Below are 21,364 nucleotides of genomic sequence, written 5' to 3'. Positions count from 1 at the left end.
CATGGCATTGGCCGAACCCACCCCGGAGGTCGTGCGCCTCCACACCGTGTCGAAGTCGTTCGTGGTCCGCACGGACAACACCATCAAGGACCGCGTCCTCGGCTACATGAAGGCGCGCGAGCACCGTCGCCACCACGTCGCGCTCGACGCGGTCGACCTGACGATCCACGCCGGGACCACCGTGGGGCTGCTCGGAGCGAACGGCTCCGGCAAGAGCACCACGCTGAAGCTGATCGGCGGCATCCTCTCCCCCGATTCCGGCAGCGTCCTGGTGCGCGGTCGCATCGCGGCGCTGCTCGAACTCGGCGCCGGATTCCACCCTGAGCTGAGCGGGCGCGAGAACGTGTACCTCAATGCCGCGCTGCTCGGTCTGAGCCGTCAGGAGACGGACGACAGGTTCGACGAGATCGTCGCCTTCTCCGGGATCGGCGAGTTCATCGACAACGAGGTGAAGTTCTACTCCTCCGGCATGTACATGCGGCTCGCGTTCGCCGTCGCCGTGCACACCGATCCCGACATCCTGCTGGTCGACGAGGTGCTCGCGGTCGGCGATGAGGCGTTCCAGCGCAAATGCATGGACAAGATCCGCAGCTTCCAGCAGGAGGGCCGGACGATCGTGATCGTCAGCCATGCCGCGTCTCAGATCTCCGAGCTCTGCGACTGGACGTTCGTGATGAACGACGGCAAGGTCGCGTTCGCGGGTCGCCCTCAGGAGGGCCTCTCCGCCCTGCGCGACATCCTCGAGTACGGCCGCATCAACGGGGCCGCGGAGCAGGTCGAGCCGACCCATCCGGTCAGCGTCACGGACGTCGAGCTCCTCGACTCCGAAGGCACGGTCTCCAACCACGTCGCACAGGGCGACGAGCTGACCATCCGCCTGCACGTCGAGGCCGTCGAGGACGTCGCCGAGTGGACGATCGGATTCGGAATCGACACGCCGAACGGTCAGATGGTCCTCGGCACCAGCAGCGACCGGCTCCGCGAGGACCTGTCCCCCCTCCGCGCCGGGGAGAACCGGCACGTCGACTTCCGCATCCGCACCGTCGCCCTCGGCGTCGGTGAGTACTACATCAACGCCCGCGTCAACGACCTGGTCCGTGCCGACACGGACATCCGATGGCAGGCGGCGCTGCTGCACGTGCGCGGGAGCGAGCGCAGCGTCGGCACCGTCGCCGCCGAGGTGGACTTCACTACGTCGTCGTGAACGACACGCCTCCGGCGTTCGAGCGCGCGACCCCGTGCTGGAACTGCTGGGTGCATCCGTTCGCGGTGCACACGGCGGCCGAGCTCGGCCACCCCAGCCAGGTGTTCTCCGCGCCGTAGTGGTACCAGGTGTCGAGGATCGGTCCGTACGCGCTGTACACGGGCTGCCCGCCGACCTGCTGAGTGAGCACACCGGTCATGTAGTGCTGGATCCAGCCTCCGCCCGACGGCGATCCGAATCGGATCGCGTTGATCGCGACGCCGTAGCCCTTCACTCCGCCGCCGGCGACCCATGCTCCCGCGAGGGAGCCGAAGGTCGGGAACACGCCCCACGTGGACGACGAGATCACCCCGCCCTGGAAGGACATCGCGCAGCTCGTTCCCCCCGCGCACTGCGCGGCGCCGAGCGGCCATCCGTAGGTGCCGGACTGCCCGCCGGCCGCGGACCACATCGCCTGGATCGAGCCGTACGGCACGAGGAAGGTGCCCGCGCTCGTGGACGTCACGATGCCCGCCGCGTAGTTCTGCACCGCTCCGCCGCCGCCGGTCGAGAGCGTGACGGCGTCGTTGAGAGCCGCACCGAATCCGGTCATCCCGCCCGAAGCGGACCACGCCTGTGCGAAGGGTCCGGTGATGGCGTGCGCGCCATAGGTCGAGGTCGAGGTGATCGCCCCGCCCGTGAAGCGCTGGAGGCACCCCGACGCGTCGCAGGAGTAGGCGGAGACGGGCCAGCCCAACGGTCCGGCGCCGCTGCCGCTCGCCGACCACACGTCCTGGGTCGGGGAATACGGGATCAGCTGGAACCCTGCCCCGGTCTGCACCAGCACCCCGGCCTGGAAGTTCTGCACCCAGGCGGCCCCGGCCGCGGGCGTCGAGTAGACCATGTCGTTCAGCGCGGCCCCGAGCGGGCCGGCGTTGCCGCCCGACTGCAGCCAGTAGTCCTTCACGCCGCCCCAGAGCACGTGGGCGCCGTACGTGCTGGTCGACGACATCATCGCGGACACGAACGACTGCACGCAGCGCCCTGATGCATCGCACGTCTGCTCACTGCTGGGCCAGCCCATCGAGCCGTAGGGACCGTTCTGACGGTTGTACTCGGTGAGGGCCGACCCGTTGGGGATGAAGGCGGTGCCGCCCTGATAGCTGCCGTAGAGATTGCCGCCGGAGAACCGCTGGTACCAGCCCTGGCCGTTCTGCGTGACGTAGACCCCGAACGAGATCGGCTGGCCGATCGGTCCCGTCGCGCCGCCGTGGGCGGAGTAGTACGAGGCGAACCCGTCGAGGACCGTGTACCGCTGCGGGTTGCCGAACCAGTCGGTGAAGATCCGCCAGAAGTTCCGGTTCCCGTAGGCGGAACAGGCATCGCCGGTGCCGTACAGGTTGGCGAGTGCTGCGGCGTTCGGCGTGTACGGGGTGTAGATGTACAGCCCCGCGGTCGCCTGGTTCTGGATGTAGACGCTCGCGGTCCCGCAGCTGGCTTCCGGGTTGTAGAGGATGTTGTTGACCCGGCCCGCTTGGTAGCCGAAGCTGTTCGGGTTCAAGCGGTAGACCTGGAACTGCCGGGCCCCGTAGTAGACCTGGTAGAAGAATCCGGCGACGCTGCTGTCGCACGCCGCCGTGTCCGGACACCCCTGCCCCATCGCGGCCGACCAGTTCCACTGCGTCGGTGCGCTCGAAGTGACGAGCCCCTGCTCCTTCTGGAGCAGGGTCAGGATGACGCGTTGGCTGATACCGCAGCTGCGGGCGACGATGTCGATGATCTGGGCTGCGGTCTGATAGCCGGCCCCGGAATAGCCGTTGCAGTACCGGTCCGCTGCGACGTTCGGGGTGCTCTGCCCGTATCCGTTCAGGCAGGTGTAGCCGGACGCGCACCCGGACTGCACGGCGTTGAGGAAGGTCTGCACATCGGTCGCGGTCATCGCGTTCGAGTCGTAGAAGACCGCGTCGTCGATGATGTATCCGGCGTTCCAGTCCGATGCCGACGCGGCCGACGCGGCGGGAGCGGAGCCGACGACCGGGACGAGAACACCCACGACCAGCGCGAGCGCCAGCATCAGCGCCCCGAACGCCCCCCGCGCCTCCGGCGTCCCCCGGGTCACGGGACGACCACCGCCTTGGCTGTGGAGCGACCCGAGGCCGACGTGCCGTCGTAGCGGAGCACGACCTGCCAGGTCCCGGAGGAGAGTCGCGCCCTGTCGAGGACGATGAGCGGACAGTAGCTGTTGCCGTTGGTGACGGTCACGTCCGCGCTGCCCGAGACCGTGGTCCCGTCCTTCGTCGCGGTTGCCGTGCACCGTGCGCTCTGGTCGTTCTGCCCTGGCGCGATGCCGGTCACCTCGATCCCGTCCGACTCCAGATCGGCGGTGATGATCGTCACCCCCACTCCGCTCCCCGGTTCCGAGGTCGGCTGCGGCGACGGCGCGCTCGTCGCCGGCGACGAGGGTGTCGCGGGCGTGGTGGCATGCGGGGACGGATCGGCCGACGGCGTGCTCGTCGACGGCGATGACGCGCCGGTGGACGGCCCCTGACTCCCGGAAGACGGAAGCGGACCGCACGCTGACAGTCCGAGAACCAGGAGCGCCACCGCGGGGAACACGGCCCCGAGCAGCTGACGGCGTTTCGAGTTCACCCGTTCAGACTAGTACCCGGCTCCCGGAGGGGGTGCATTGATGAGGTGGCGTTCCGCGATCTGCACGATCACGACCTTCGGGTGGTACTCGTCCACCAGCTGCCGATAGTTCGGCCACACCGAGTAGCTGTTGTACAGGTGGGACACCTGCACGGTCGGCGAATACGCCTGATCCCAGTACGGCGACAGGGCGTTGCCCATCGAGTCCCGGATGATCAGGGCGCTCTTGCCGGTCCACGAGTTCGGAACCGACGTGTGCAGCGGAAGCCAGCCCGCGTCCATGTCCGTGTCGCCGGGGACCGTCTTGGTCTGCTGGTTGTTGTCGGTGTACGTCACATCCTGCAGCGGATGGGCGAAGGTCGGGACCGACCAGTCCTGCCCAGGGCTCGGCACCCCGAAGCTCGCCCACTCGTTGAAGTCGCCGATGACACGGGTGCCGGTGATGGCCGGCACCTGCAGCGGCTTGTCCGAGGGGTGCATCGCGTTCACGCACGACGCGATCTGCTTCCATCCGACATACCCGCCGTAGCCGGTCCAGTGGCTGTTGCTCCAGCTGAACAGGTGCGTGTCGGGGGTCTTCGCCGCGATGAGGTTTTGGCGCAGATCGATCACCGGGAGGTCGCCGGCGACGGACAAGTACTGATCGAGGATGGTCGACCCGCGCAGCGACTGCATCCAGGTCGGCAGCTGCTCCGGATACACGCTCGACGTGGAGGGCGTGATCTCGATGTAGAACTCGATGCCCTGAGCCGCCAGGTTGTCGCGGATCGACTTGTGGTAGCTCGCCCACGCGTCCAGTTGCGCCTGGCTCAGCGTGTCCCGGCCGACCGCCTGCGACGCGTACTGCTCGATGTAGTCGCTCCAGAAGGTCCAGCCGTTCGAACCCACGAGGTACGGCTTCGCGAGTTCGGCCGAGTGCTGCTGCCAGGTCTGCTCGGCGCTCGCGCCGCCGGACAGCCACGGCTGTGCTGCGGGCGCGGCGACGGGCGGCCGGCACTCCTTGGCGGTTCCGGTCGGCGCGGCGGTGACGGCGGGGACGGTGTGCCGGTTCTGCTGCGCCGTCGTCGTCATCCCGAGCAGGAGCGCGGCGACCGACGCGGCCGCGAGGACCGACAGTGGAGCGTACCCCGCGTGTCGCCACCACCGTCGAGGGGCACGGGGAGTCGCGCCATGGCTGCTGACGTCGTGCAAACCGGTCATGACCCCACCTTCGATCGCGTGATCACGAGTCGACGCTCGAGGAGGGACTGCCAGCCGGCTCGCGCGTCCGCTGTGCGGTCGAGCAGCCAATGACCCCACCGCGGCGTCCATCGCTTGAGCGACATCGCCGGCTTCTCGACCAGGTGCCAGCTGCCGTAGGCGTACACGTGGCACCCGACGACGACGATGGCGTGGTAGGCCAGCCATCCCCAGTCCTGGACGTGGAAATAGGTGGCGAGCCACATGAGCGGCCACCCGCTGATGTAGATGCCGTACGACAGGTCGGCATGACGGTCCCAGCCGGCGAGCCGGGTGGCGCGGATCCCGAACCACATCAGCACGTAGCAGAAGGCGTACTGACCCGCGACGAGCCATCCGCCCTTCGCGTAGGTCGCCGCCGCGACGACCAGGCACGCGATCGCGACGCGATCGTCGATCGGAATCCGATCCTTGAACAGCTGGAAGAGCATGCCCCACGCGAACGGTGCGAAGAGCAGCAGCAGCCGGTTGTCGCCGAACACGTGGCTCAGCCCGGGGAGGTTGCCGATTCCGAGCCACTGCATCGTGGACAGCGCGATGATGCCCCCTGCGACCAGCCCGCCGACGAGGCGGTTCGCGAGGGCCCCGAACACGCCGAGGAGCGCCACCAGGAGGTACGCGCCGAACTCGAAGGCGAGGGTCCACGCCGAGCCGTTCCAGTCGCGGATGCCGCTGATCTGGTACGCCGGCGTCGACGTCCCCATCCCGGCGATGTCGATCTGCTTCAGGATCAGGGTGAAGTTGTTCGAGAAATAGGTCAGCGGAGAAGCCGTCCCGGCGTTCCAGTACCCGTTCATGGTGCCGGCCTCGCGCGCCCACGCGATCGGCCCGAAGACGAACGCTGTCATCAGCAGGATCAGGAAGAAGCCCGGGTAGATGCGCAGAAAGCGGTGCCAGAGGAACCGGAGGGTGCTGATCGGCCCCATCTTGCTGCGGGTGATCAGGAACCCGGACAGGAAGAAGAAGCCGCACACGGCGACGCCGCCGAGCGACTGCTCCCGGCTGAGCTGCGTGCCGAGATCCTTCCCGCCGTAGAACCCGGCGATCGGCCCGGCGTGCGAGAAGATGACCATGAACGCCATCAGCCACCTCACGAAGCCGATCGCGTTGCGACGGGGGTCGAACGCCTCGGCGAGAGAGATCACAAGAGCTCCCATTCGTCGATCGTGTCGTCGATCGTCTCGTCGATGACTTCCTCGATCGGCGCCGCCTTCAGCGACTTCCGCCAGCGCCGGTACCGCGGATCGATGGCGTAGCGGACGCCGCGATAGACGCCCCGCACCGGACGGTAGACCCCCTCGACGAGCGGGAACCAGCGCGGGTAGTGGAAGCGGGTGTAGGCGAGCAGATACCCGAGCGGGCCTCCGCCGACGAAGTCCCCCGAGGCGTCGAGCAGATGGACCTGGTCGATCGCGTACCCCTGCAGGTTCGCGCTCATGCGGTCGAGCTTGTACTCCATCGACGTGTGGCTGATCGCCGCGTAGCGGGTCGTCGCGACGGTCTTGGTGTAGTAGCCGCGCTCGGCGACGGCGTAGCTGAACAGCCGCTCCTGGACGTGGGAGATGCTCCCGTCCCGATGGTTCTGCGGCAGCGGGTAGTCCTTGTACGTCCATTCCACGTCCGACATGATCCGCAGGGCGTCGGGGCGGAACGCGAACATGCACCCGTAGGGGGCGAGCGGTGACGGGTCGTCGAACGGGACGTGGATCCCCAGCTCGTCCGCCATCTTGCGCGTCGCCTCCTTGTTGGCGAACCAGCCCCGGCCCAGCGTGGGGTAGCCGATGTGGATGGTGGGCGCGTAGACGATCCCCAGACCGGGCTCCTGCTGGAACAGCCCCAGCAGGTTCGCGGTGTACCCGGGCGAGTTGAGCAGGTTCATCAGCTGATGCCGCCGGAACGTGTCCCCCGCGTTCTTGCCCTCCTGCACGGTCTTCTTCGAGTGGATCTTGAAGATCACGTCGTAGTCGTCCGACCGGAGGACGTCCGCGCACCCGACGAAGAACGCGCCGATGTCGCGCCCGCGGTTGGACGGCAGCACCCGCACATCGACTGTGCCGAGATGCGGATCGCCGGCCTCGGCGATGATCGTCCGGATCGCCTCCGCCTTCGCGTCGTCCGTGGTGGTCACGTAGAGGTCGTATTCGCTGGGGATCGTCGCGCAGTGCGCGATCATCTCCCGGGTGAGCTCGACGTAGTAGATGTGCGCGATGACCGCGACCCGCAGCGGGCTCTCCGCGTCGTACTGGATGTCGATGTCCGGCATCACCTCGAGCATCGCGGCGTTCGTGTTGAACGCCTTCGGCTGCGAGCTGCGTGAGAGGTTGCGCCACATCAGATCGACCGGATAGCCGAGCGATTCGGCCTTCTCGGCGAAGCGGCGGGCGATGATCGAGTGACGATCGAGCAGCAGCGGGTCGTGGAAGAACGGCCGCCGCTTGAGCGCGGGGCATCCGTCCTCCAGCAGCGCCTCCGAGTCGTAGAAGGCGGGATGCCAGGTCGAGTAGTTCCGCTCTGGGAAGGCGACCTCGTACCGGAATCCGAGCGACGAGAAGTGGTGGGTGAACTTCGACTCGTGGCCGAGGATCGAGTCCGTGTACGAGACGATCGGCGGCATGTCCCGCCAGTACGAGCGGAACTCCTCGCTCTGGAACATGCTCTTGCGCACCGCGATCCAGTGCGACTGGATGTGGCTGTGCAGCACTCCCTTGCGGGTGAACGGGTTCGGACGCAGCTGCCCGTGCTCGGTGAGCCCCCAGTAGTCGACGGACAGAGCGTCCATCTTCTCGAAGACCGGTTCGAACGGGTTGACGGGGCCGAACCAGGTGTAGTTCATCAGGAGGAGCTCGTCGTATTCCGCGAGACGATCCTCGCCGAAGTGCGCGAGGCCCTCCTTGTAGCCCCAGACGTCGAATCCGACGTTCTCGCGCTGCCAGACCTCGTCGGCGACGGCCTCGAGCTTGGCGCGGCCCTCGTCGGTCACGAACCCGTTGACGATGACGAAGATGTGCTCCGCGAAGGGACGCAGCCGCTCGAGCTTGTACGGGATGTAGTCGTCGACCCGGCCCTCGTGATCGTAGAAGAGGTAGAAGATCACCCGGCGTCCGCCGGTCGGGAAGGACGCAAGTTTTCCGACTCTTCCGGTCACTCGGATGGCTCCTATTTCTCAGTGATGCGAACGCGCGCGCGCAGAGCCGCGGTCTCCGGGTCCGCGCGCGACTGGTCAGTCTACGTGACCGCTCCTGCGAAGTTCCACACAGCCCGCTCGAGCACGGCGGACCGCGCGTCGAACGAATGCTCGGCCCGGACGTACGCCGCGATCTCGCTCAATTCGTCCTGTGAGGGGAATCGGGCGTCGAGATCCCCGCGCAGCAGCCGCACGAGCTCGGCCTCGTCCTCGTACTCGACGAGCGCCCCACGGAAGATCTCCGCCAGCCCGGTGATGTGCTCGCTGACGACGCGTCCGCCCGCGGCGACGACGTCGAACGGGCGCATGGCCATGAACCCTTCGCGCCGCATCGCCGGCCACTGGTCGTTGAGCACGACCGAGGCCGACTCGTACCGTTCGCTGAGGTCCTCGTTGGCGATCGTCGGGGCGGCGATCGCCTGCGCCGGGATGAAGCCGCGCCAGTCCGGCCCGTAGACGCGCACGTCGACCCCCGCGGCGAGAGGAGCGACCACGCTCGGCCGGGGGATCCCGCGAGCCGTCCCGACGAAGACGACCTCACCGGTGCGCTCCACCCCGCGCGGGTAGAACTTGTCCCGGTCGGTCGCCTCCAGGAGCGGCTCGACGGACAGCCCCCACCGCTCCGACGTCCGCGCGGACCATCCGGGCGACACCGCGAAGCGCAGGTCGAACTCGGCCGCCTCCGCCCGCGTGATCTCGTCGGGATGGCTGATGATCCATTCGATCCGCACCCCGGATCGGGGCGGCGTGATCCGGAACGGTCCGCGGACGACGAGGTGCACGTCGTCCAGGTAGGAGCTCGCCCGGTTCGCGGCGGGGAAGGCGTCGATGACCACCTCGTGGCCGCGTCGTCTGAGCGCAGCCGCCAGCCCCTGCGCGAAATGCGTGTCGCCCCAGACGTCGCCGGCGGGTCCTGCCGGCGCAGACGTCTTGATCGCCCAGCGCAGCCGGGAGTCACGACGCCTCAGCAGCGGTGCGGGATCGCCGACCGACCGGCCCCACTCCTGCACCGCGAACCCCGCGGCCGCGATGATCCGCTCCGCCTCCGTCCGATCGTCCCGTGCGTCGAGCTCCGGCGGCAGCGGCGACCGCGCCGGACGGAACGCCGAGTCTGGTGCGAAGCGGCCGACGGCGGTCGCCGTGTCGACGCGCGGCGCAGCGGTCCGCGAGAGTCGCAGACCGAGCGCCTCCAGCTCGAACCCCGTCGGCAGAGGCCTCTCGAGAGCCTCGACCAGCATCCGGGTCGGCAGCGCCACGGTCCGTCCGGTGAGCAGGGGCACGTCCAGGACGGCGTGCGCGAAGCGCTCGAGATCCTCCCTCGGGTGGCCGCGCAGGAGAGCGACCCGCACCGAGCGCTGCTGGACCGGCACGACGGCGGCACCGACCGCGCCGATCGTGCCGTTCTCGTCGAGTTCGACGGGCGCCACCGGCCCGTCCGCGCCCAGCTCCGTCAGCCGGGCGAACTGGTCGGCGGTGACGTGGGCACGCGGATCGGTGACGACCACGACCTCGGTGTGCGCGTTCCGCGCGGCGTCCGCGAGGATCTCGACGTACCGCGTTCCCCGCGGATACCGCACCGCGGTCAGGCCGCCGTCGGGGAACGCCAGCGCGGCGACTCCGACGCCCGCCCAGGTGCTGGGCTCCGGATCGATCCCCACCACGTGCACGTGGCTGTCCGCCGTGCGCATCGCCGCGGCGATCTTCAGATCCGAATGCCGGTCCGCCCTCTGCAGCGCGCGGATCAGGGCGGCTCGGACAGGTTCCTGCGGGCGTGCGCCGATCGTGCCGCCCGCGACCGCGCGCATCGCCGCCGACCGCCAGCCGTCGACATCGACATCGACGCCCGCGTCGTTCACGCGCACGGTCAGTCGCGCCCCGGCTCGTCTCTCCCAGGCATGCTCCAGCGCCCCGACGGAGCCGTCCAGGTCGTGCCGCTCCCGGTAGTCGGCCATCGACCACCACGGATGCACCGGCGCCGTCGCCCGGTCGCTGACGAGATAGGCGTACAGGGCCGGAACCCGGTCGCTGTCGGGGAGCCCGCGGCCGGCGTAGAGCTCATCGAAGAGCGGATTGGGCGAGACACCCGCCCGGAAGCCGCGGGTCACATAGTCCATCGTGGCGCGCGCGGGGCCTGCCCGACGCCACCCTCTCTGCGCGGCGTAGAAGTCGGCATCCATCAGTCCGCTGCGGCGCACGGCCCTGAACCAGACGACGCGGTCGGCGGCCCGGAGTGCCGGCCCGATCAGCGCAAGCCCGCGCGACCGCCGCCACAGGGCCCGCACCGCCGCGACCGCTCTCCGGCCGAGGGAGGAGGGGCCTGCGTTCATCTCGCCCATCGCCGGCCGATCGGGGCCTTCGACGCACCTGGCACAGCATCCACTCTCGGCACCCTGTCAGCGTACCGGGACCGCGGCTGCCATCGAGCGCGCCCTGCGGACGCCCGCCTCACAGGTCGGCGTGCAGCGCCCACACACGCTCGGCGGAGCCGTTCCACGAGTACGCGCGGGAGCGGTCGGACGCGAGCACCGAGAGCGTGCGCGCCCCCTCGCCCGCAGCCCGCTGCACCGCCGCGACGAATCCGTCCGACGGCACGAGCAGGCCGCCGTCCGCGAGAACGTCGCGATGCACTCCCCCGTCGGCCGCGATCACGGGCACGCCGATCGCCAGCGCCTCGAGCACACGCCACGGCCAGGCGGGCGCCGGGTCCGCCGCGGCGAGCGCGATCGCCCCGCCGAGCAGGGCGCTGCGGTCCTGTGCGTCGAGCCGTCCGAGCACGTGCACGCGCGGCGCCTCGACACCCGCGGCCACGGCGACCGCGGCGATCGCGGGAGCGGATCCGTCCGGGGCGTCGAGCACGAACGCGTCCGCGTCGACGGCCGCCGCCGCGGCGAAGACGCCGTCGAGAGTCCCGGCGGTGCCGGTCGCCACGAGATAGCGGGCCGGAGCGCCCAGCGCCGCCCGGCGCTCCGGCCCGTCGTGCGGGATCGCGAAGCCGTCCGGCGCGGCTCCGGGGATCACCCGGATGCGGTCCCCGAAGCGGCCGAGCTCGGCGAGCTGCTCCGCCATGGCGTGTGTGGGCACCACCACGGCGTCGGCGTGCTTGGCCGCGCGCTTGAGCATCCCACGCTGCCAGAGCACGCTCGCCCGGGACAGCTGCTCGGGAGCGGTCCAGGCGCGCAGATCCCACACCGTCGCCACGGTCTGGTCGTGGTCGTGCACCCGGTCGTGCTTGGCGAGCGGGGCGAAGAGCGAGGGGGCGTGGATCATGCCGCCGCCGACCCCCGCGACGACGCCGAGCTGCCAGGCCGCGCCGAGCTCGCGGCGGCCGAGTGCCAGACGGTGCACCGCATCGGCGGAGGCCGCGGCGTCGTCGTCGGCTCCGGCCGGGACGATCGCCTCGACCGTGCACCGCTCGGGCGCCGTGGCGACCAGCCCCGCGACCAGGGAGCGTGCGGCGTCCGCCTGATCGGGGTCGACGATGTCGTTCGCCTGATCGAGCACCACGCGCAGCACAGCCATGACTCGAGCCTAACCAGCGTCCGCCGGCAGGTCTCCCAGGCGCTCCAGGGTCGGCCGGATCAGTGGGTCGGCGTGGGGCTCGGCGTCGGGTGCAGCGCCGTCTTCACCATCTGATGGATCTGGTTCCAGTCCGGGGTGAACTCGTCCACGCCGTTCGCCGGAGTCAGCTCGACCGCCTGCACGCTCTGCTGCTTCGCCTTCATCATGAGGTCGACGAACTCGGGCAGCTTGTCCTGCGGCAGATCGGTGTTCACCATCGCGGTTCCCGCCTTGGCGATCTCGCTGAAGTGCGTGAGCACGTTCTGCGGCGTGAACTGCTTCAGGATCGCCTCCTGCAGCTGGCGCTGACGCAGCATCCGGTCGAAGTCGCTCGTCGTGTACCGAGAGCGGGCGTACCACTGCGCGGTGTCGCCGTTCATGTGCTGCTTGCCGGGCTCGATCCAGCCGGTCGCCCAGGTGTTCACGTCTTTCGCACCCGATCCCGGCGGCGGGCCGCCCTCGGGCAGCCGTTCCTTGACGTCCATGTCGACGCCGCCCAGCGCGTCCACGAGCCGCGCGAAGTCGTTCATGTCGAGGAACACGTAGTACGGGATGGTGATCCCCAGCACTCCCTCGGCGGCCGCCTTCGTGGCCTCGATCGACGGAGTGGATCCGTGCGCCTTCGCGTCCGGGTAGTACGACTTCCCGCTGTGGCAGACCTCGACCGCGTTGGTGAGCTGGTTGATCCCGGCGCCCCACCCGCAGTTCTCGTCGTCGTGCGCGGTGAAGCCGTTCGGGTAGGCGTCGTGCATGGGGCCGGCGGCGAACGGCACGTTCGGCATGTCGCGCGGGATCCCGAAGATCGTCACCTTGCCGGTCTCGGCGTTCACGGAGACCACCGAGATGCTGTCGAAGCGCATCGAGTCACGCCCGGCTCCGCTGTCGGCGCCGAGCAGCAGCACGTTGTAGTAGCCATCGCTCGGGGGCAGGCTCGGTCCGCCGGATCCGAACAGCGTCGTGATCGCGGTGCGGCTCGAGGCGACGATCGTGGCGGCGGAGGCGGCGCCGCTGCCGCACAGCGCGACCACGAGCACGGCGACGAGCGGGATCGCGATCCGCGCGTAGTTCTTGATGCGCACCAGGCGCACGATCCGCAGGGTGTCGAAGGTGAGCACGATCCAGAGCAGCGCATAGGCGTAGCAGAGCACCTGGATGAGCGTCAGCACGACCCAGGACACCCAGCCGCCGCCGATCGTGAGCCACAGCAGCGCCTGCCGCCAGAGCAGTCCGGTCAGGGCGGCGACCACGATCAGCGCCCACATCGTCAGCGTGGCGCCGAGGCCGAAGCGCCCCAGCCGCCGGTTGCCCGAGAGGATCTGCGCGGATCCGGGGATGAGCACGTTCAGCACGACCAGCCACCAGCCGCGGCGGGTCATCACCTCGGGCGAGCCGAAGTCGGGGTCCCGCATCGGGCGCGTCCGGATGAGCGACGCGCGCGGACCGGACGTCGAGGAGGGGCGGTGCAGGACCTGCGTCACAGGCTGTCCTTCAGCCGCCGGTTCTTCTCCTCGACCTGCGACTCCAGCTCCCGCGCGTACGCCTCGATCCGGTCGGCGATCGACGGATCCCCGGTGCCGAGGATCCGTGCGGCGAGGATCCCGGCGTTGCGCGCCCCGCCGATCGAGACCGTGGCGACCGGGATGCCGGCGGGCATCTGCACGATCGACAGCAGCGAGTCCATGCCGTCCAGGTACGCGAGCGGCACCGGCACGCCGATCACCGGCAGCGCGGTGACGGAGGCGAGCATGCCGGGCAGGTGCGCGGCTCCCCCTGCTCCCGCGATGATGACCTTGAGCCCGCGCTCCCGCGCCTCGACGCCGTAGCGGTGCAGCTTCTCGGGGGTGCGGTGGGCGGAGACCACCTCGACCTCGTGCGGGATGCCGAACTCGGTCAAGGCCTGCGAGGCGTCGCTCATCACGCGCCAGTCGGAGTCGGATCCCATCACGACGCCGACGAGGGGCGCGGCGGAGGCATGCAGTGTCCCGGTCACCCCTCCAGGCTAGGGGCGGCGGCTGGGAGATCCCCGCTGCGGCGCGCCCGGGCGATGCTCGGGACCGGATCCGCTTCCTGCCACCCGCCCCGCCCCTTCCCTCCCCTTCCCCGGGAAACGGAGAGCACCGCGTGTCATCGTGGCGTGTCACGGGCTGCGGACTTCCGACACGCCGCATGCCTCTCTGTTTTCCCACGGTGGACGAAGGGGTGGACCGGCCGAGTGAGCTCGGCCGGGGGCGGAGCCGGGTCGGGCTCAGGCGAAGGCGGCGGCGGCCCCGCGGGCGGTCGCGAGGGTCTGCTCGAGATCCGCTCCCGCGACGTTCACGTGCCCGACCTTGCGCCCCGGGCGGGGCGACTTGCCGTAGGTGTGCACCTTCGCGAGGGGGCTCGCGGCGAGCGCCGCGGGGATCCGGTCGACCATGCCGGCGTCGGCCGGGCCGCCCAGGATGTTGATCATCACCGACCACGGCGCGATCGGCGTGGTCCCGCCGAGCGGAAGGTCGGCGACGGCGCGCAGGTGCTGCTCGAACTGGCCGGTCACGGCGCCGTCCTGGCTCCAGTGGCCGCTGTTGTGCGGGCGCATCGCGAGTTCGTTGACGAGGACCCGCCCGTCGGCGGTCTGGAAGAGCTCGACCGCGAGCATGCCGGTGACGCCGAGGCCCTCCGCGATCGCGCGGCCGATCCGCGCGGCCTCCTCGAGGTGCTCCGCGTCGACGCCGGGCGCCGGGGCGATGACCTCGGCGCAGACGCCGTCCCGCTGCACGGTCTCCACGACCGGGTAGGCGGCGAGCTCGCCGCCCGGGCGGCGGGCGACCTGCTGTGCGAGCTCGCGGACGAACGGGACGAGCTCCTCGACGAGCAGCGCACCGCCCTCGGCGAGTCCGGCGAACCAGTCCGCGGCCTCGTCGGCGGTGGACACCACACGGACGCCCTTGCCGTCGTAGCCGCCGCGCGGGGTCTTCACCACGCCACGGCCGTCGTGGGCGTCGAGGAACGCCTGCAGTTCGGCGGTGCCGGTGACGCGCGCCCAGTCCGGCTGCGGCACGTCGAGCTCGGTGAGGCGGGCGCGCATGTCCAGCTTGTCCTGCGCGAAGCGCAGCGCGTCGGGGCCGGGGTGCACCGGGATCCCGTCGGCGACGAGGGCGCGCAGGATCTCCTGCGGCACGTGCTCGTGGTCGAAGGTGACGACGTCGACGTCTGCGGCGAAGCGCCGCACGGTGTCGAGGTCGCGGTAGTCGCCCACCGCGGTCGCGGCGAGCTGCGCCGACATGCCGTCGTCCTCGGCGAGCACGCGGATGTCGATCCCCAGCTCGACCGCCGGAGCGATCATCATCCGCGCCAGCTGTCCGCCGCCGATCACACCCACACGCAAAGCCATCGGATCTCCGTTCCTCGAAGATCCATTCTTCCGCATCGGAAGCCGGCCCGACGCCGACCGTGCGGACGGCTCAGCGGGCCCGGGTCACTCCGCGGGCGGGTTCAGCGCGGACTGCGCATCGCGGTGCGCGAGGATCTGCCCGACCTCGACCTGGTCGGCCAGGGTCTCGTTCACGAGCGCGACGTTCGGCACATCGCGCAGCCGCAGCGGCGCGTCCACCCCGTTCGACAGCACGATCGTGCCGATTCCGACCATGCGCTGCAGGGGTCCGCGGCGCACGGTGATCGTGTAGCCGCGGGCGTGCGACATCTCGATGCTGCGCCGGGATCCGATCCCGTCGCGCACGATCACCCGGCGCGTGGTGATCGTGATCCGGCGGGACGCCCAGACGATGTACGGCACGACGACGAGCAGCAGCACGACGGCGCCCGCGGCGACCCACAGCATCCAGTCGGCGAACGGCCTAGGCAGGTTCTTGGTGAAATACCCGGTCGCCCCAGCGACGACGATCAGGACGAGCGCGGACCAGAACAAGTGACGCGCGTGCGGGTGGAACCGCGCGATGAGCCGCTCCTCCGCGGGCGCGCCAGGCGGCGGCATCATCGGCCGCCCTCCGAGACCCATCGGTTGCGTCACGCGTCCATTCTGACCCGCCACCGGGAGATCCGGGGCCGTGAGCGCAGGTGTGTCCGGTCTCGGGGCGGGCGTGCGCGGCCGAACGGCCGGACTCGGAACCCGCCGCCGCCGATCGCCGGCGCGGCGTCTCAGGCGACCACGGCGATCGCGACGCCGTCCCAGCCCTTGATCCCGACCGTCTGCAGCGCGGTCGCGTCGAAGCGAGGATCCGTCCCGAGCATCTCGAGCGCCGCCCTGGTGCCGACCACCATGCTGTCGGCGGAGTCCGGGTCGACGATGTCGCCCGCGCGGCCGATGTTGTCGAGCACCACGACGGTGCCGGACCGGCCCAGCCGTGCCGCCCAGTCCAGGTAGAGCGTGTTGGACTCCTTGTCCGCGTCCACGAAGACGAGGTCGAACGGGCCCGGATCCGCGAGCGTCGGCAGGACGTCCGCGGCGCGCCCGATCAGGATCTCGACCCTCTCGCCGACGCCCGCCGCGTCGATGCTCGCCCGTGCGACGGCGGCGTTGCCGGGTTCGGCCTCGATCGTGACCACCCGGCCGCCGTGGCCGACGGCCCGGGCCATCCAGATCGTGGAGTATCCGCCGAGCGTGCCGATCTCCAGGACCCGGCGGGCGCCGGAGATCCGCACCAGCAGGGCGAGCAGCTTGCCGCTGACCGGCGCGACCTCGATCGCCGGCATGCCCGCGGCAGCCTGTGCGGCGAGCGCGGCTTCGAGCGCTCCGTCATGACCGACGAGGGTCTCGGCGAGGAAGTCGTCGGTGGCGCGCCAGTTCGCAGGGGTCGGATCGGCCATGGCTTCAGCATCGTCGGTCCGCGGCGAGCGATCAAGAGCGCGAAGGATCGGATTCTCCGGGATCCGTCGGGGCCGGGCCCGCGGTCTGCGGCCGCCCGTCGAGCGTCGCGGCGGGCGGGGCGACGGGCGCTGCGGCCGGCGGCGGGCTCGCGACGGGCGCCGGATCCTTCCGACGCCCGGCGGCGAGCGCGGGCTGCCGACGGAACTGGCCGGTCAGCAGCAGGATCGCGATCACGACCGCGCACGCGATCCAGCCGGATGCCCCGAGCGGACTGATAAGCGCCAGGTTCGGGTGCAGCGGACTGATCAGCACGGACAGCCCCGCGGAGGCGTTCAGCATGCCGTGTGCGAAGACCGACGGCCAGAGCGAGGCCGAACGCAGACGAAGCCAGCCGAACAGGACGCCCCAGGCGACGCAGCCGCCGACCATGAGCAGCACGCCCACGACATCCCGGCGGCCGAAGTCGTAGCCGAGCAGGATCACCGGCGCGTGCCAGATCCCCCAGATCGCACCGCTGATCAGCAGCGCGGGCCAGGTGCCGAGCGGGCGCAGCGCCGGCACCAGCCAGCCCCGCCAGCCGAGCTCCTCGCCGAAGGCGAAGATGCCGTTGAACAGGGCCCCGACCGGGATCGCCGCGAGCTGGGCGATCACGATCACGCCGATCGGCGGAAGGGTCACCCCCGCGGGCACGACCTTCTTCAGCTGCTCGGCGATGAGCGGGAAGGTGAAGTCGGGGTGCAGCCAGCCCAGCACGATCGCGACGCCGATCCCGAGCAGCACGACGGCGAGCGGGCCCAGCCAGCCGATCACCGTGAGCCAGACCACGCGCTTCGCCGGGCGCAGCGGCCACATGCCGAGGGAGCGCAGTCGCTCCCCCCTGCGCGGGAAGCCGGTGACCAGCATCGTGACCACCACGGCGATCGTCGGCGCGAACATCATCGCCGTCAGGATGATCACCGCGCCGGGGGTGGCCAGGCCCCGGCCCAGCCAGAGCGGCAGGCAGATCAGCCAGGCCAGCCCCCACGCGAGCACCGTGTAGAGGGCGATCGCGCCCCCGCGCACCCGTGCGGGCGATCCGTGCTCCCGCATCCCGGACACCTCTCCTCGTCCGCTCATGATCCCGCCTCCTCCGCGGCCGCCGAGGACGCCGATCCGCGGTCCAGATAGGCCCGCAGCACCGCGACCGCGATGTCGGCGCCGTCGACCGTGACGACGAGCGCCCGCTTGTCGCGGCGCTCGACCTCGATCGCCGGACCGGTGCGCAGCACGATCCCGGTGCGTCCGTCCAGCCCGAGCCGCCAGCCGAAGCCGCCGAACTCGCCGAACGGATTGCAGTCGACCGCGCGCACCGCGACGATCTCGTCGAGCGGAACGTGCACCCGGGGGAAGCCGACCTGCGAGCGCACCGACAGGCCGTCCTGGTCGATCCGCACCCGGAACGAGACCGCCGTGGCCAGCGCGACGCCGACGAGCACGAGCGTGACCACCGGCACCCACAGCCGGTCGGTGAACCGCATCGCCATCACGGCCGTGAGCGCCACGACGAGGACCATCACGAGTGCGATGAGGATCAGGGCCACCCGTGACATCGTCGCGGTCGCGAGCCAGGCGACCCGCTCGCCGCGGGCGATCGAGGTCACGTGCACGGGCTGCAGCGGTGCCGCCGGCGCCGGGCGGATGTGCGGCTGCACCAGCCACCCCACGGCGATGAGCACGAGGAAGAGGGCCGCGCCGATCAGCATGTAGGGCCACAGATCCGGAGCCTGCTTCGCGTCGGAGAGGCCCCGCTGGGTGCCCACCGCGGCGAGGTTGACGACCGCGCTGAGCCCGGACAGGCCCAGTGCCATGCCGCCGAGAAGCCGCGCGGCCCCGCCCCAGTTGTCGCGGACCACCGCGACCGTGGCGATCGTGAGGATCGCGGGGAGCACGAATCCGAGCAGCACGGCGGCCCACGCGAACGTCGCCGGCGGTCCGAACCGGTCGGCGCCGGTCGGCCCCCAGTGCGTCACCGCCGGCGCGGGCAGCTCGGGCAGCCAGCCGAGGATGATCCCGAGCACGACGCCGGAGAGCACGAGCGGGATGACGACCCCGATCAGCAGGGAGATCACCCGGGCACGGCGCAGGTCGGCCGCGGGGATCGCGGTCACGTTCCGCCCGGCGGAACCGGTTCGATCCATCATGATGTCCTCTCCTGATTCTGGGCGGCGATGAGGGCGGCGAGGGTGGCGGGGCTGAGGCCGAGGGCGGCGGCGCGACGCACGAGCGCGGTGATGTCCGAGGCGAGATCGGCGAGGGGCGCGGCGGAGGCGGACAGCACGGCTCCCCGACCCCGGCGGAGGTCCACGAGGCCCTCGTCGCGCAGTTCCTGGTAGGCGCGCAGCACGGTGTGCACGTTGACGTCGACCGCCTGCGCGAGCTCGCGCGCCGCGGGCAGCCGGTGGCCCGGGCGCAGACGACCGGCGAGCACCTCGGCGCGCACCGAGGCCGCGATCTGCTCGAACAGCGGCTGCGCGCTGTCGGTGTCGATCCGGATGAGCATCGCCCTCACCTCCTGTCCGGTTATTCTAGTGCAACTAGATCAATTGAGGGAGGGGTCTCGGGCGATCCGCCGCACCTCGATCGATCCGCCGTACAGAACGGCGGCGCGTTCGGAGGCCCCGGCACCGGCCGTTCACCGTCGTCGCGCATGATGGAGACATGCCGCTCGCCCGCCGCCTGACCCTCGCCGACGCCGTGTCGATCGGGCTCGGATCGATGATCGGCGCGGGCGTCTTCGCGGTGTGGGGTCCGGCGGTCGGAGCAGCAGGCGCCGGACTGCTCGTCTCGCTCGTGGTCGCCGGGTTCGTCGCGTTCTGCAACGCCACCTCATCGGCCCAGCTCGCGGCGGTCCATCCGGTCTCCGGCGGAACCTACGCGTACGGGCGCGCCGAGCTCGGCCCGTGGTGGGGCTTCGTCGCCGGCTGGTGCTTCGTGATCGGCAAGCTCGCGAGCTGCGCCGCGATGGCGATCACGGTCTCGGCGTATGCGGCCCCGTCCCCATGGCAGCGGCCGGTGGCGATCGCGACGGTCGTCATCCTCACCGCGGTCACGAGCTTCGGCGTCACCCGGACCGCGCGCGTCACCCAGGTGCTCGTCGCCGCGACCCTGGTCGGGCTGCTCGTCGTGCTGGCCGCCGCCGGTACCGTCCTTCCGCACGCCGCCCCCGCGCCCCTGCCCGGCTGGTCGGGGTACGGCGTGCTGCAGGCGGCAGGGCTGCTGTTCTTCGCGTTCGCCGGCTATGCGCGGATCGCCACGATGGGCGAGGAGGTGCGGGACCCGTCCCGGACGATCCCGCGGGCGATCACGATCGCGCTCGCGACGGCCCTGGTCGTCTACCTGCTCGTCGGCGGGGCGGTCGCGCTCACCCTCGGCGGGGCGGCCGCGGACTCCACGTCTCCGCTCGCGGACGTCGTCGCCGTCGCGGGTTGGGGTGCCGCGAGCCCGGTCGTCCGGATCGCCGCGACGGCCGCAGCGACCGGAGCGCTGCTCGCGCTGCTGTCCGGCATCGGGCGCACGACCCTCGCGATGGCGCGGGAGCGGGACCTGCCCGGCCTGCTCTCCGCCGTCGATCCTCGCCACCACGTGCCGCGGCGGGCGCAGCTGGCGGCCGGGCTCGTCGTGGTCGCGGTGCTGCTGGTCGCCGACCTGCGCGGCGCGATCGGCTTCTCGTCGTTCGGCGTCCTGGTGTACTACTTCATCGCCAACGTCTCCGCCTTCGTGCAGCGCCGGGACGCGCGGCGCTATCCGAAGCCGCTGCAGGTGCTCGGCGCGATCGGCTGCCTCGTGCTCGCCGGATCGCTCCCCCCGCCCTCGGTGCTGATCGGCACGGCGGTGGTCGTCGTCGGCGTCGCCCTGCGCGGGATCAGGATCGGGTGGGATCGGCGTCGCGGCGGTACGACGACGGCGTGAACCCGAGAACGGCCCGGAAGTCGTTGGCGAGGTGCGCCTGGTCGGCGTAGCCGAGATCCGCGGCGATGCCGGCGAGCTCGGCGGCCGGGTCGGTGCGGATCCGCTCGGCCGCCTCCTGCAGGCGACGGCGCCGGATCATCGCCGCCGGCGACAGCCCGACGTACCGGTGCGCCATGCGCTGCAGCGTGCGCACCGAGACGGCGAGTCGGGTGGCGGCCTGCTCCGGGGTGCGGATGGACGGATCCGACATGAGCAGCTCGGATATGGCGTTCGCGTGCCGGACGGGGGCGGTGACCTCGCCGACGCGGTCGCGCAGCCAGTCGCACACGGCGCCGGCGGCGCGTTCGAGGCGGCCGTCGCCCGAGGCCATCGCGCGGGCCACCTCGCGCTCCAGTTCGGGCGCGTCGATCTCGATCGCTCCGTCGAGGAACGAGGACGGCTCCGCCGCGAGCGCGGCCACCGCGGCGGGGCGCAGCAGGGCGCCGACGGCCCAGCCGCGGCCGGCCAGGTCGCGGAAGCCGGCCCGGGTGGTCGCCCCGAACAGCTGCACCGGCGCGGTCTCGCGATCCGACGCCTCCACCACCAGGTTCAGCGCCGGGTACGAGACGAGGTCCTGCCGGGACGAGCGCCCCGGTTCGAGATCCCACTCCGGGATCCAGACCCACGCCACGAGCTCCGCCGCGTCCGCCGGCGGGGCGATGCGGTGGAACTGCGGAAGTCGCGCGGGGTAGAGCACGCCGCGCGTGGGGTTCACCATGCTCCGAGGGTACGGCCGGCCGCCGACGTTGAGACGGGGCCG

Annotated in this window: 19 protein-coding genes; 3 read left to right on the top strand and 16 right to left on the bottom strand. The window is 71.0% G+C overall.

Annotation, left to right across the window (positions count from 1 at the left end; genetic code table 11):
* Nucleotide 1: 1 nt before the first annotated feature.
* Nucleotides 2–1,204, top strand: coding sequence for an ABC transporter ATP-binding protein (locus RBR11_RS15775; protein WP_308490328.1), 1,203 nt, complete (start codon nucleotides 2–4; stop codon nucleotides 1,202–1,204).
* Here RBR11_RS15775 and RBR11_RS15770 read toward each other — a convergent pair.
* Nucleotides 1,191–3,302: an LGFP repeat-containing protein gene (locus RBR11_RS15770; RefSeq protein WP_308490327.1), complete on the bottom strand. Its 2,112-nt coding sequence runs from the start codon at nucleotides 3,300–3,302 to the stop codon at nucleotides 1,191–1,193. The genes RBR11_RS15775 and RBR11_RS15770 overlap by 14 nt on opposite strands.
* Nucleotides 3,299–3,580, bottom strand: coding sequence for a hypothetical protein (locus RBR11_RS15765; protein WP_308490326.1), 282 nt, complete (start codon nucleotides 3,578–3,580; stop codon nucleotides 3,299–3,301). The genes RBR11_RS15770 and RBR11_RS15765 overlap by 4 nt, the downstream gene beginning before the upstream one ends.
* Between RBR11_RS15765 and RBR11_RS15760 the strand changes: the two genes are divergently transcribed.
* Nucleotides 3,567–3,731, top strand: a complete 165-nt coding sequence (locus RBR11_RS15760) for a hypothetical protein (protein WP_308490325.1) — start codon at nucleotides 3,567–3,569, stop codon at nucleotides 3,729–3,731. The genes RBR11_RS15765 and RBR11_RS15760 overlap by 14 nt on opposite strands.
* Nucleotides 3,732–3,841: 110 nt before the next feature.
* On the opposite strand, the gene RBR11_RS15755 is transcribed toward RBR11_RS15760, so the two are convergent.
* From RBR11_RS15755 to RBR11_RS15695, 13 genes are all read right to left on the bottom strand, one after another.
* Entirely contained in the window at nucleotides 3,842–5,032 is a 1,191-nt protein-coding gene (locus RBR11_RS15755; RefSeq protein ID WP_308490324.1) for an alginate O-acetyltransferase AlgX-related protein, read from the bottom strand.
* On the bottom strand, nucleotides 5,029–6,228 hold the full coding sequence (locus tag RBR11_RS15750; protein WP_308490323.1) for an acyltransferase family protein: 1,200 nt from the start codon (nucleotides 6,226–6,228) through the stop codon (nucleotides 5,029–5,031). Before RBR11_RS15750 ends, RBR11_RS15755 begins: the two co-directional genes overlap by 4 nt.
* Nucleotides 6,213–8,216, bottom strand: a complete 2,004-nt coding sequence (locus RBR11_RS15745) for a rhamnan synthesis F family protein (RefSeq protein WP_308490322.1) — start codon at nucleotides 8,214–8,216, stop codon at nucleotides 6,213–6,215. The genes RBR11_RS15750 and RBR11_RS15745 overlap by 16 nt, the downstream gene beginning before the upstream one ends.
* Before the next feature lie 80 nt (nucleotides 8,217–8,296).
* Complete coding sequence (locus RBR11_RS15740) at nucleotides 8,297–10,582, bottom strand: glycosyltransferase (protein ID WP_308490321.1); 2,286 nt, start codon at nucleotides 10,580–10,582, stop codon at nucleotides 8,297–8,299.
* 118 nt (nucleotides 10,583–10,700) lie between these two features.
* Nucleotides 10,701–11,774, bottom strand: coding sequence for a glycosyltransferase (locus tag RBR11_RS15735; protein ID WP_308490320.1), 1,074 nt, complete (start codon nucleotides 11,772–11,774; stop codon nucleotides 10,701–10,703).
* A 59-nt stretch (nucleotides 11,775–11,833) separates the two neighbouring features.
* Entirely contained in the window at nucleotides 11,834–13,291 is a 1,458-nt protein-coding gene (locus tag RBR11_RS15730; protein ID WP_373889810.1) for an LCP family protein, read from the bottom strand.
* The gene (gene purE / locus RBR11_RS15725; RefSeq protein ID WP_308490402.1) at nucleotides 13,288–13,755 is read right to left on the bottom strand and encodes a 5-(carboxyamino)imidazole ribonucleotide mutase; all 468 of its coding nucleotides are present in this window, start codon (nucleotides 13,753–13,755) and stop codon (nucleotides 13,288–13,290) included. Before purE ends, RBR11_RS15730 begins: the two co-directional genes overlap by 4 nt.
* A gap of 303 nt (nucleotides 13,756–14,058) precedes the next feature.
* The gene (locus RBR11_RS15720; RefSeq protein WP_308490319.1) at nucleotides 14,059–15,183 is read right to left on the bottom strand and encodes a 5-(carboxyamino)imidazole ribonucleotide synthase; all 1,125 of its coding nucleotides are present in this window, start codon (nucleotides 15,181–15,183) and stop codon (nucleotides 14,059–14,061) included.
* Nucleotides 15,184–15,267: 84 nt separating this feature from the next.
* Nucleotides 15,268–15,819, bottom strand: coding sequence for a PH domain-containing protein (locus tag RBR11_RS15715; RefSeq protein WP_308490318.1), 552 nt, complete (start codon nucleotides 15,817–15,819; stop codon nucleotides 15,268–15,270).
* A gap of 128 nt (nucleotides 15,820–15,947) precedes the next feature.
* A complete protein-coding gene (locus tag RBR11_RS15710; protein ID WP_308490317.1) occupies nucleotides 15,948–16,616 on the bottom strand; it encodes an O-methyltransferase in 669 nt (222 codons plus the stop codon).
* Between the two features lie 31 nt (nucleotides 16,617–16,647).
* Complete coding sequence (locus RBR11_RS15705) at nucleotides 16,648–17,733, bottom strand: CPBP family intramembrane glutamic endopeptidase (RefSeq protein WP_308490316.1); 1,086 nt, start codon at nucleotides 17,731–17,733, stop codon at nucleotides 16,648–16,650.
* Nucleotides 17,730–18,797, bottom strand: a complete 1,068-nt coding sequence (locus tag RBR11_RS15700; protein WP_308490315.1) for an SdpI family protein — start codon at nucleotides 18,795–18,797, stop codon at nucleotides 17,730–17,732. Before RBR11_RS15700 ends, RBR11_RS15705 begins: the two co-directional genes overlap by 4 nt.
* The gene (locus RBR11_RS15695; RefSeq protein ID WP_308490314.1) at nucleotides 18,794–19,156 is read right to left on the bottom strand and encodes a GntR family transcriptional regulator; all 363 of its coding nucleotides are present in this window, start codon (nucleotides 19,154–19,156) and stop codon (nucleotides 18,794–18,796) included. The genes RBR11_RS15700 and RBR11_RS15695 overlap by 4 nt, the downstream gene beginning before the upstream one ends.
* Nucleotides 19,157–19,314: 158 nt before the next feature.
* Here RBR11_RS15695 and RBR11_RS15690 point away from each other — a divergent pair, with 158 nt between their 5' ends.
* A complete protein-coding gene (locus RBR11_RS15690) occupies nucleotides 19,315–20,565 on the top strand; it encodes an APC family permease (protein ID WP_308490313.1) in 1,251 nt (416 codons plus the stop codon).
* On the opposite strand, the gene RBR11_RS15685 is transcribed toward RBR11_RS15690, so the two are convergent.
* Nucleotides 20,519–21,322 (bottom strand): helix-turn-helix domain-containing protein, encoded by an 804-nt coding sequence (locus tag RBR11_RS15685; protein WP_308490312.1) that lies wholly within the window; start codon nucleotides 21,320–21,322, stop codon nucleotides 20,519–20,521. The two genes, RBR11_RS15690 and RBR11_RS15685, sit on opposite strands and share 47 nt — an antisense overlap.
* Nucleotides 21,323–21,364 lie beyond the last annotated feature (42 nt).

It is taken from the genome of Microbacterium capsulatum (assembly GCF_030865425.1).
Lineage (GTDB): Bacteria > Actinomycetota > Actinomycetes > Actinomycetales > Microbacteriaceae > Microbacterium > Microbacterium capsulatum.
The sequence above is the reverse complement of the archived record's forward strand: the minus strand, read 5'-3'. Positions and strand labels throughout refer to the sequence as shown.

Bases quoted from the DNA above. Each gene is read 5' to 3' on its own strand.
- RBR11_RS15775 (WP_308490328.1), top strand. From the start codon at position 2: ATGGCATTGGCCGAACCCACCCCGGAGGTCGTGCGCCTCCACACCGTG.
- RBR11_RS15755 (WP_308490324.1), bottom strand. From the start codon at position 5,032: ATGACCGGTTTGCACGACGTCAGCAGCCATGGCGCGACTCCCCGTGCC.
- RBR11_RS15750 (WP_308490323.1), bottom strand. From the start codon at position 6,228: ATGGGAGCTCTTGTGATCTCTCTCGCCGAGGCGTTCGACCCCCGTCGC.
- RBR11_RS15740 (WP_308490321.1), bottom strand. From the start codon at position 10,582: ATGAACGCAGGCCCCTCCTCCCTCGGCCGGAGAGCGGTCGCGGCGGTG.
- RBR11_RS15735 (WP_308490320.1), bottom strand. From the start codon at position 11,774: ATGGCTGTGCTGCGCGTGGTGCTCGATCAGGCGAACGACATCGTCGAC.
- purE (WP_308490402.1), bottom strand. From the start codon at position 13,755: ATGGGATCCGACTCCGACTGGCGCGTGATGAGCGACGCCTCGCAGGCC.
- RBR11_RS15720 (WP_308490319.1), bottom strand. From the start codon at position 15,183: ATGGCTTTGCGTGTGGGTGTGATCGGCGGCGGACAGCTGGCGCGGATG.
- RBR11_RS15710 (WP_308490317.1), bottom strand. From the start codon at position 16,616: ATGGCCGATCCGACCCCTGCGAACTGGCGCGCCACCGACGACTTCCTC.
- RBR11_RS15705 (WP_308490316.1), bottom strand. From the start codon at position 17,733: ATGAGCGGACGAGGAGAGGTGTCCGGGATGCGGGAGCACGGATCGCCC.
- RBR11_RS15700 (WP_308490315.1), bottom strand. From the start codon at position 18,797: ATGATGGATCGAACCGGTTCCGCCGGGCGGAACGTGACCGCGATCCCC.
- RBR11_RS15695 (WP_308490314.1), bottom strand. From the start codon at position 19,156: ATGCTCATCCGGATCGACACCGACAGCGCGCAGCCGCTGTTCGAGCAG.
- RBR11_RS15690 (WP_308490313.1), top strand. From the start codon at position 19,315: ATGCCGCTCGCCCGCCGCCTGACCCTCGCCGACGCCGTGTCGATCGGG.
- RBR11_RS15685 (WP_308490312.1), bottom strand. From the start codon at position 21,322: ATGGTGAACCCCACGCGCGGCGTGCTCTACCCCGCGCGACTTCCGCAG.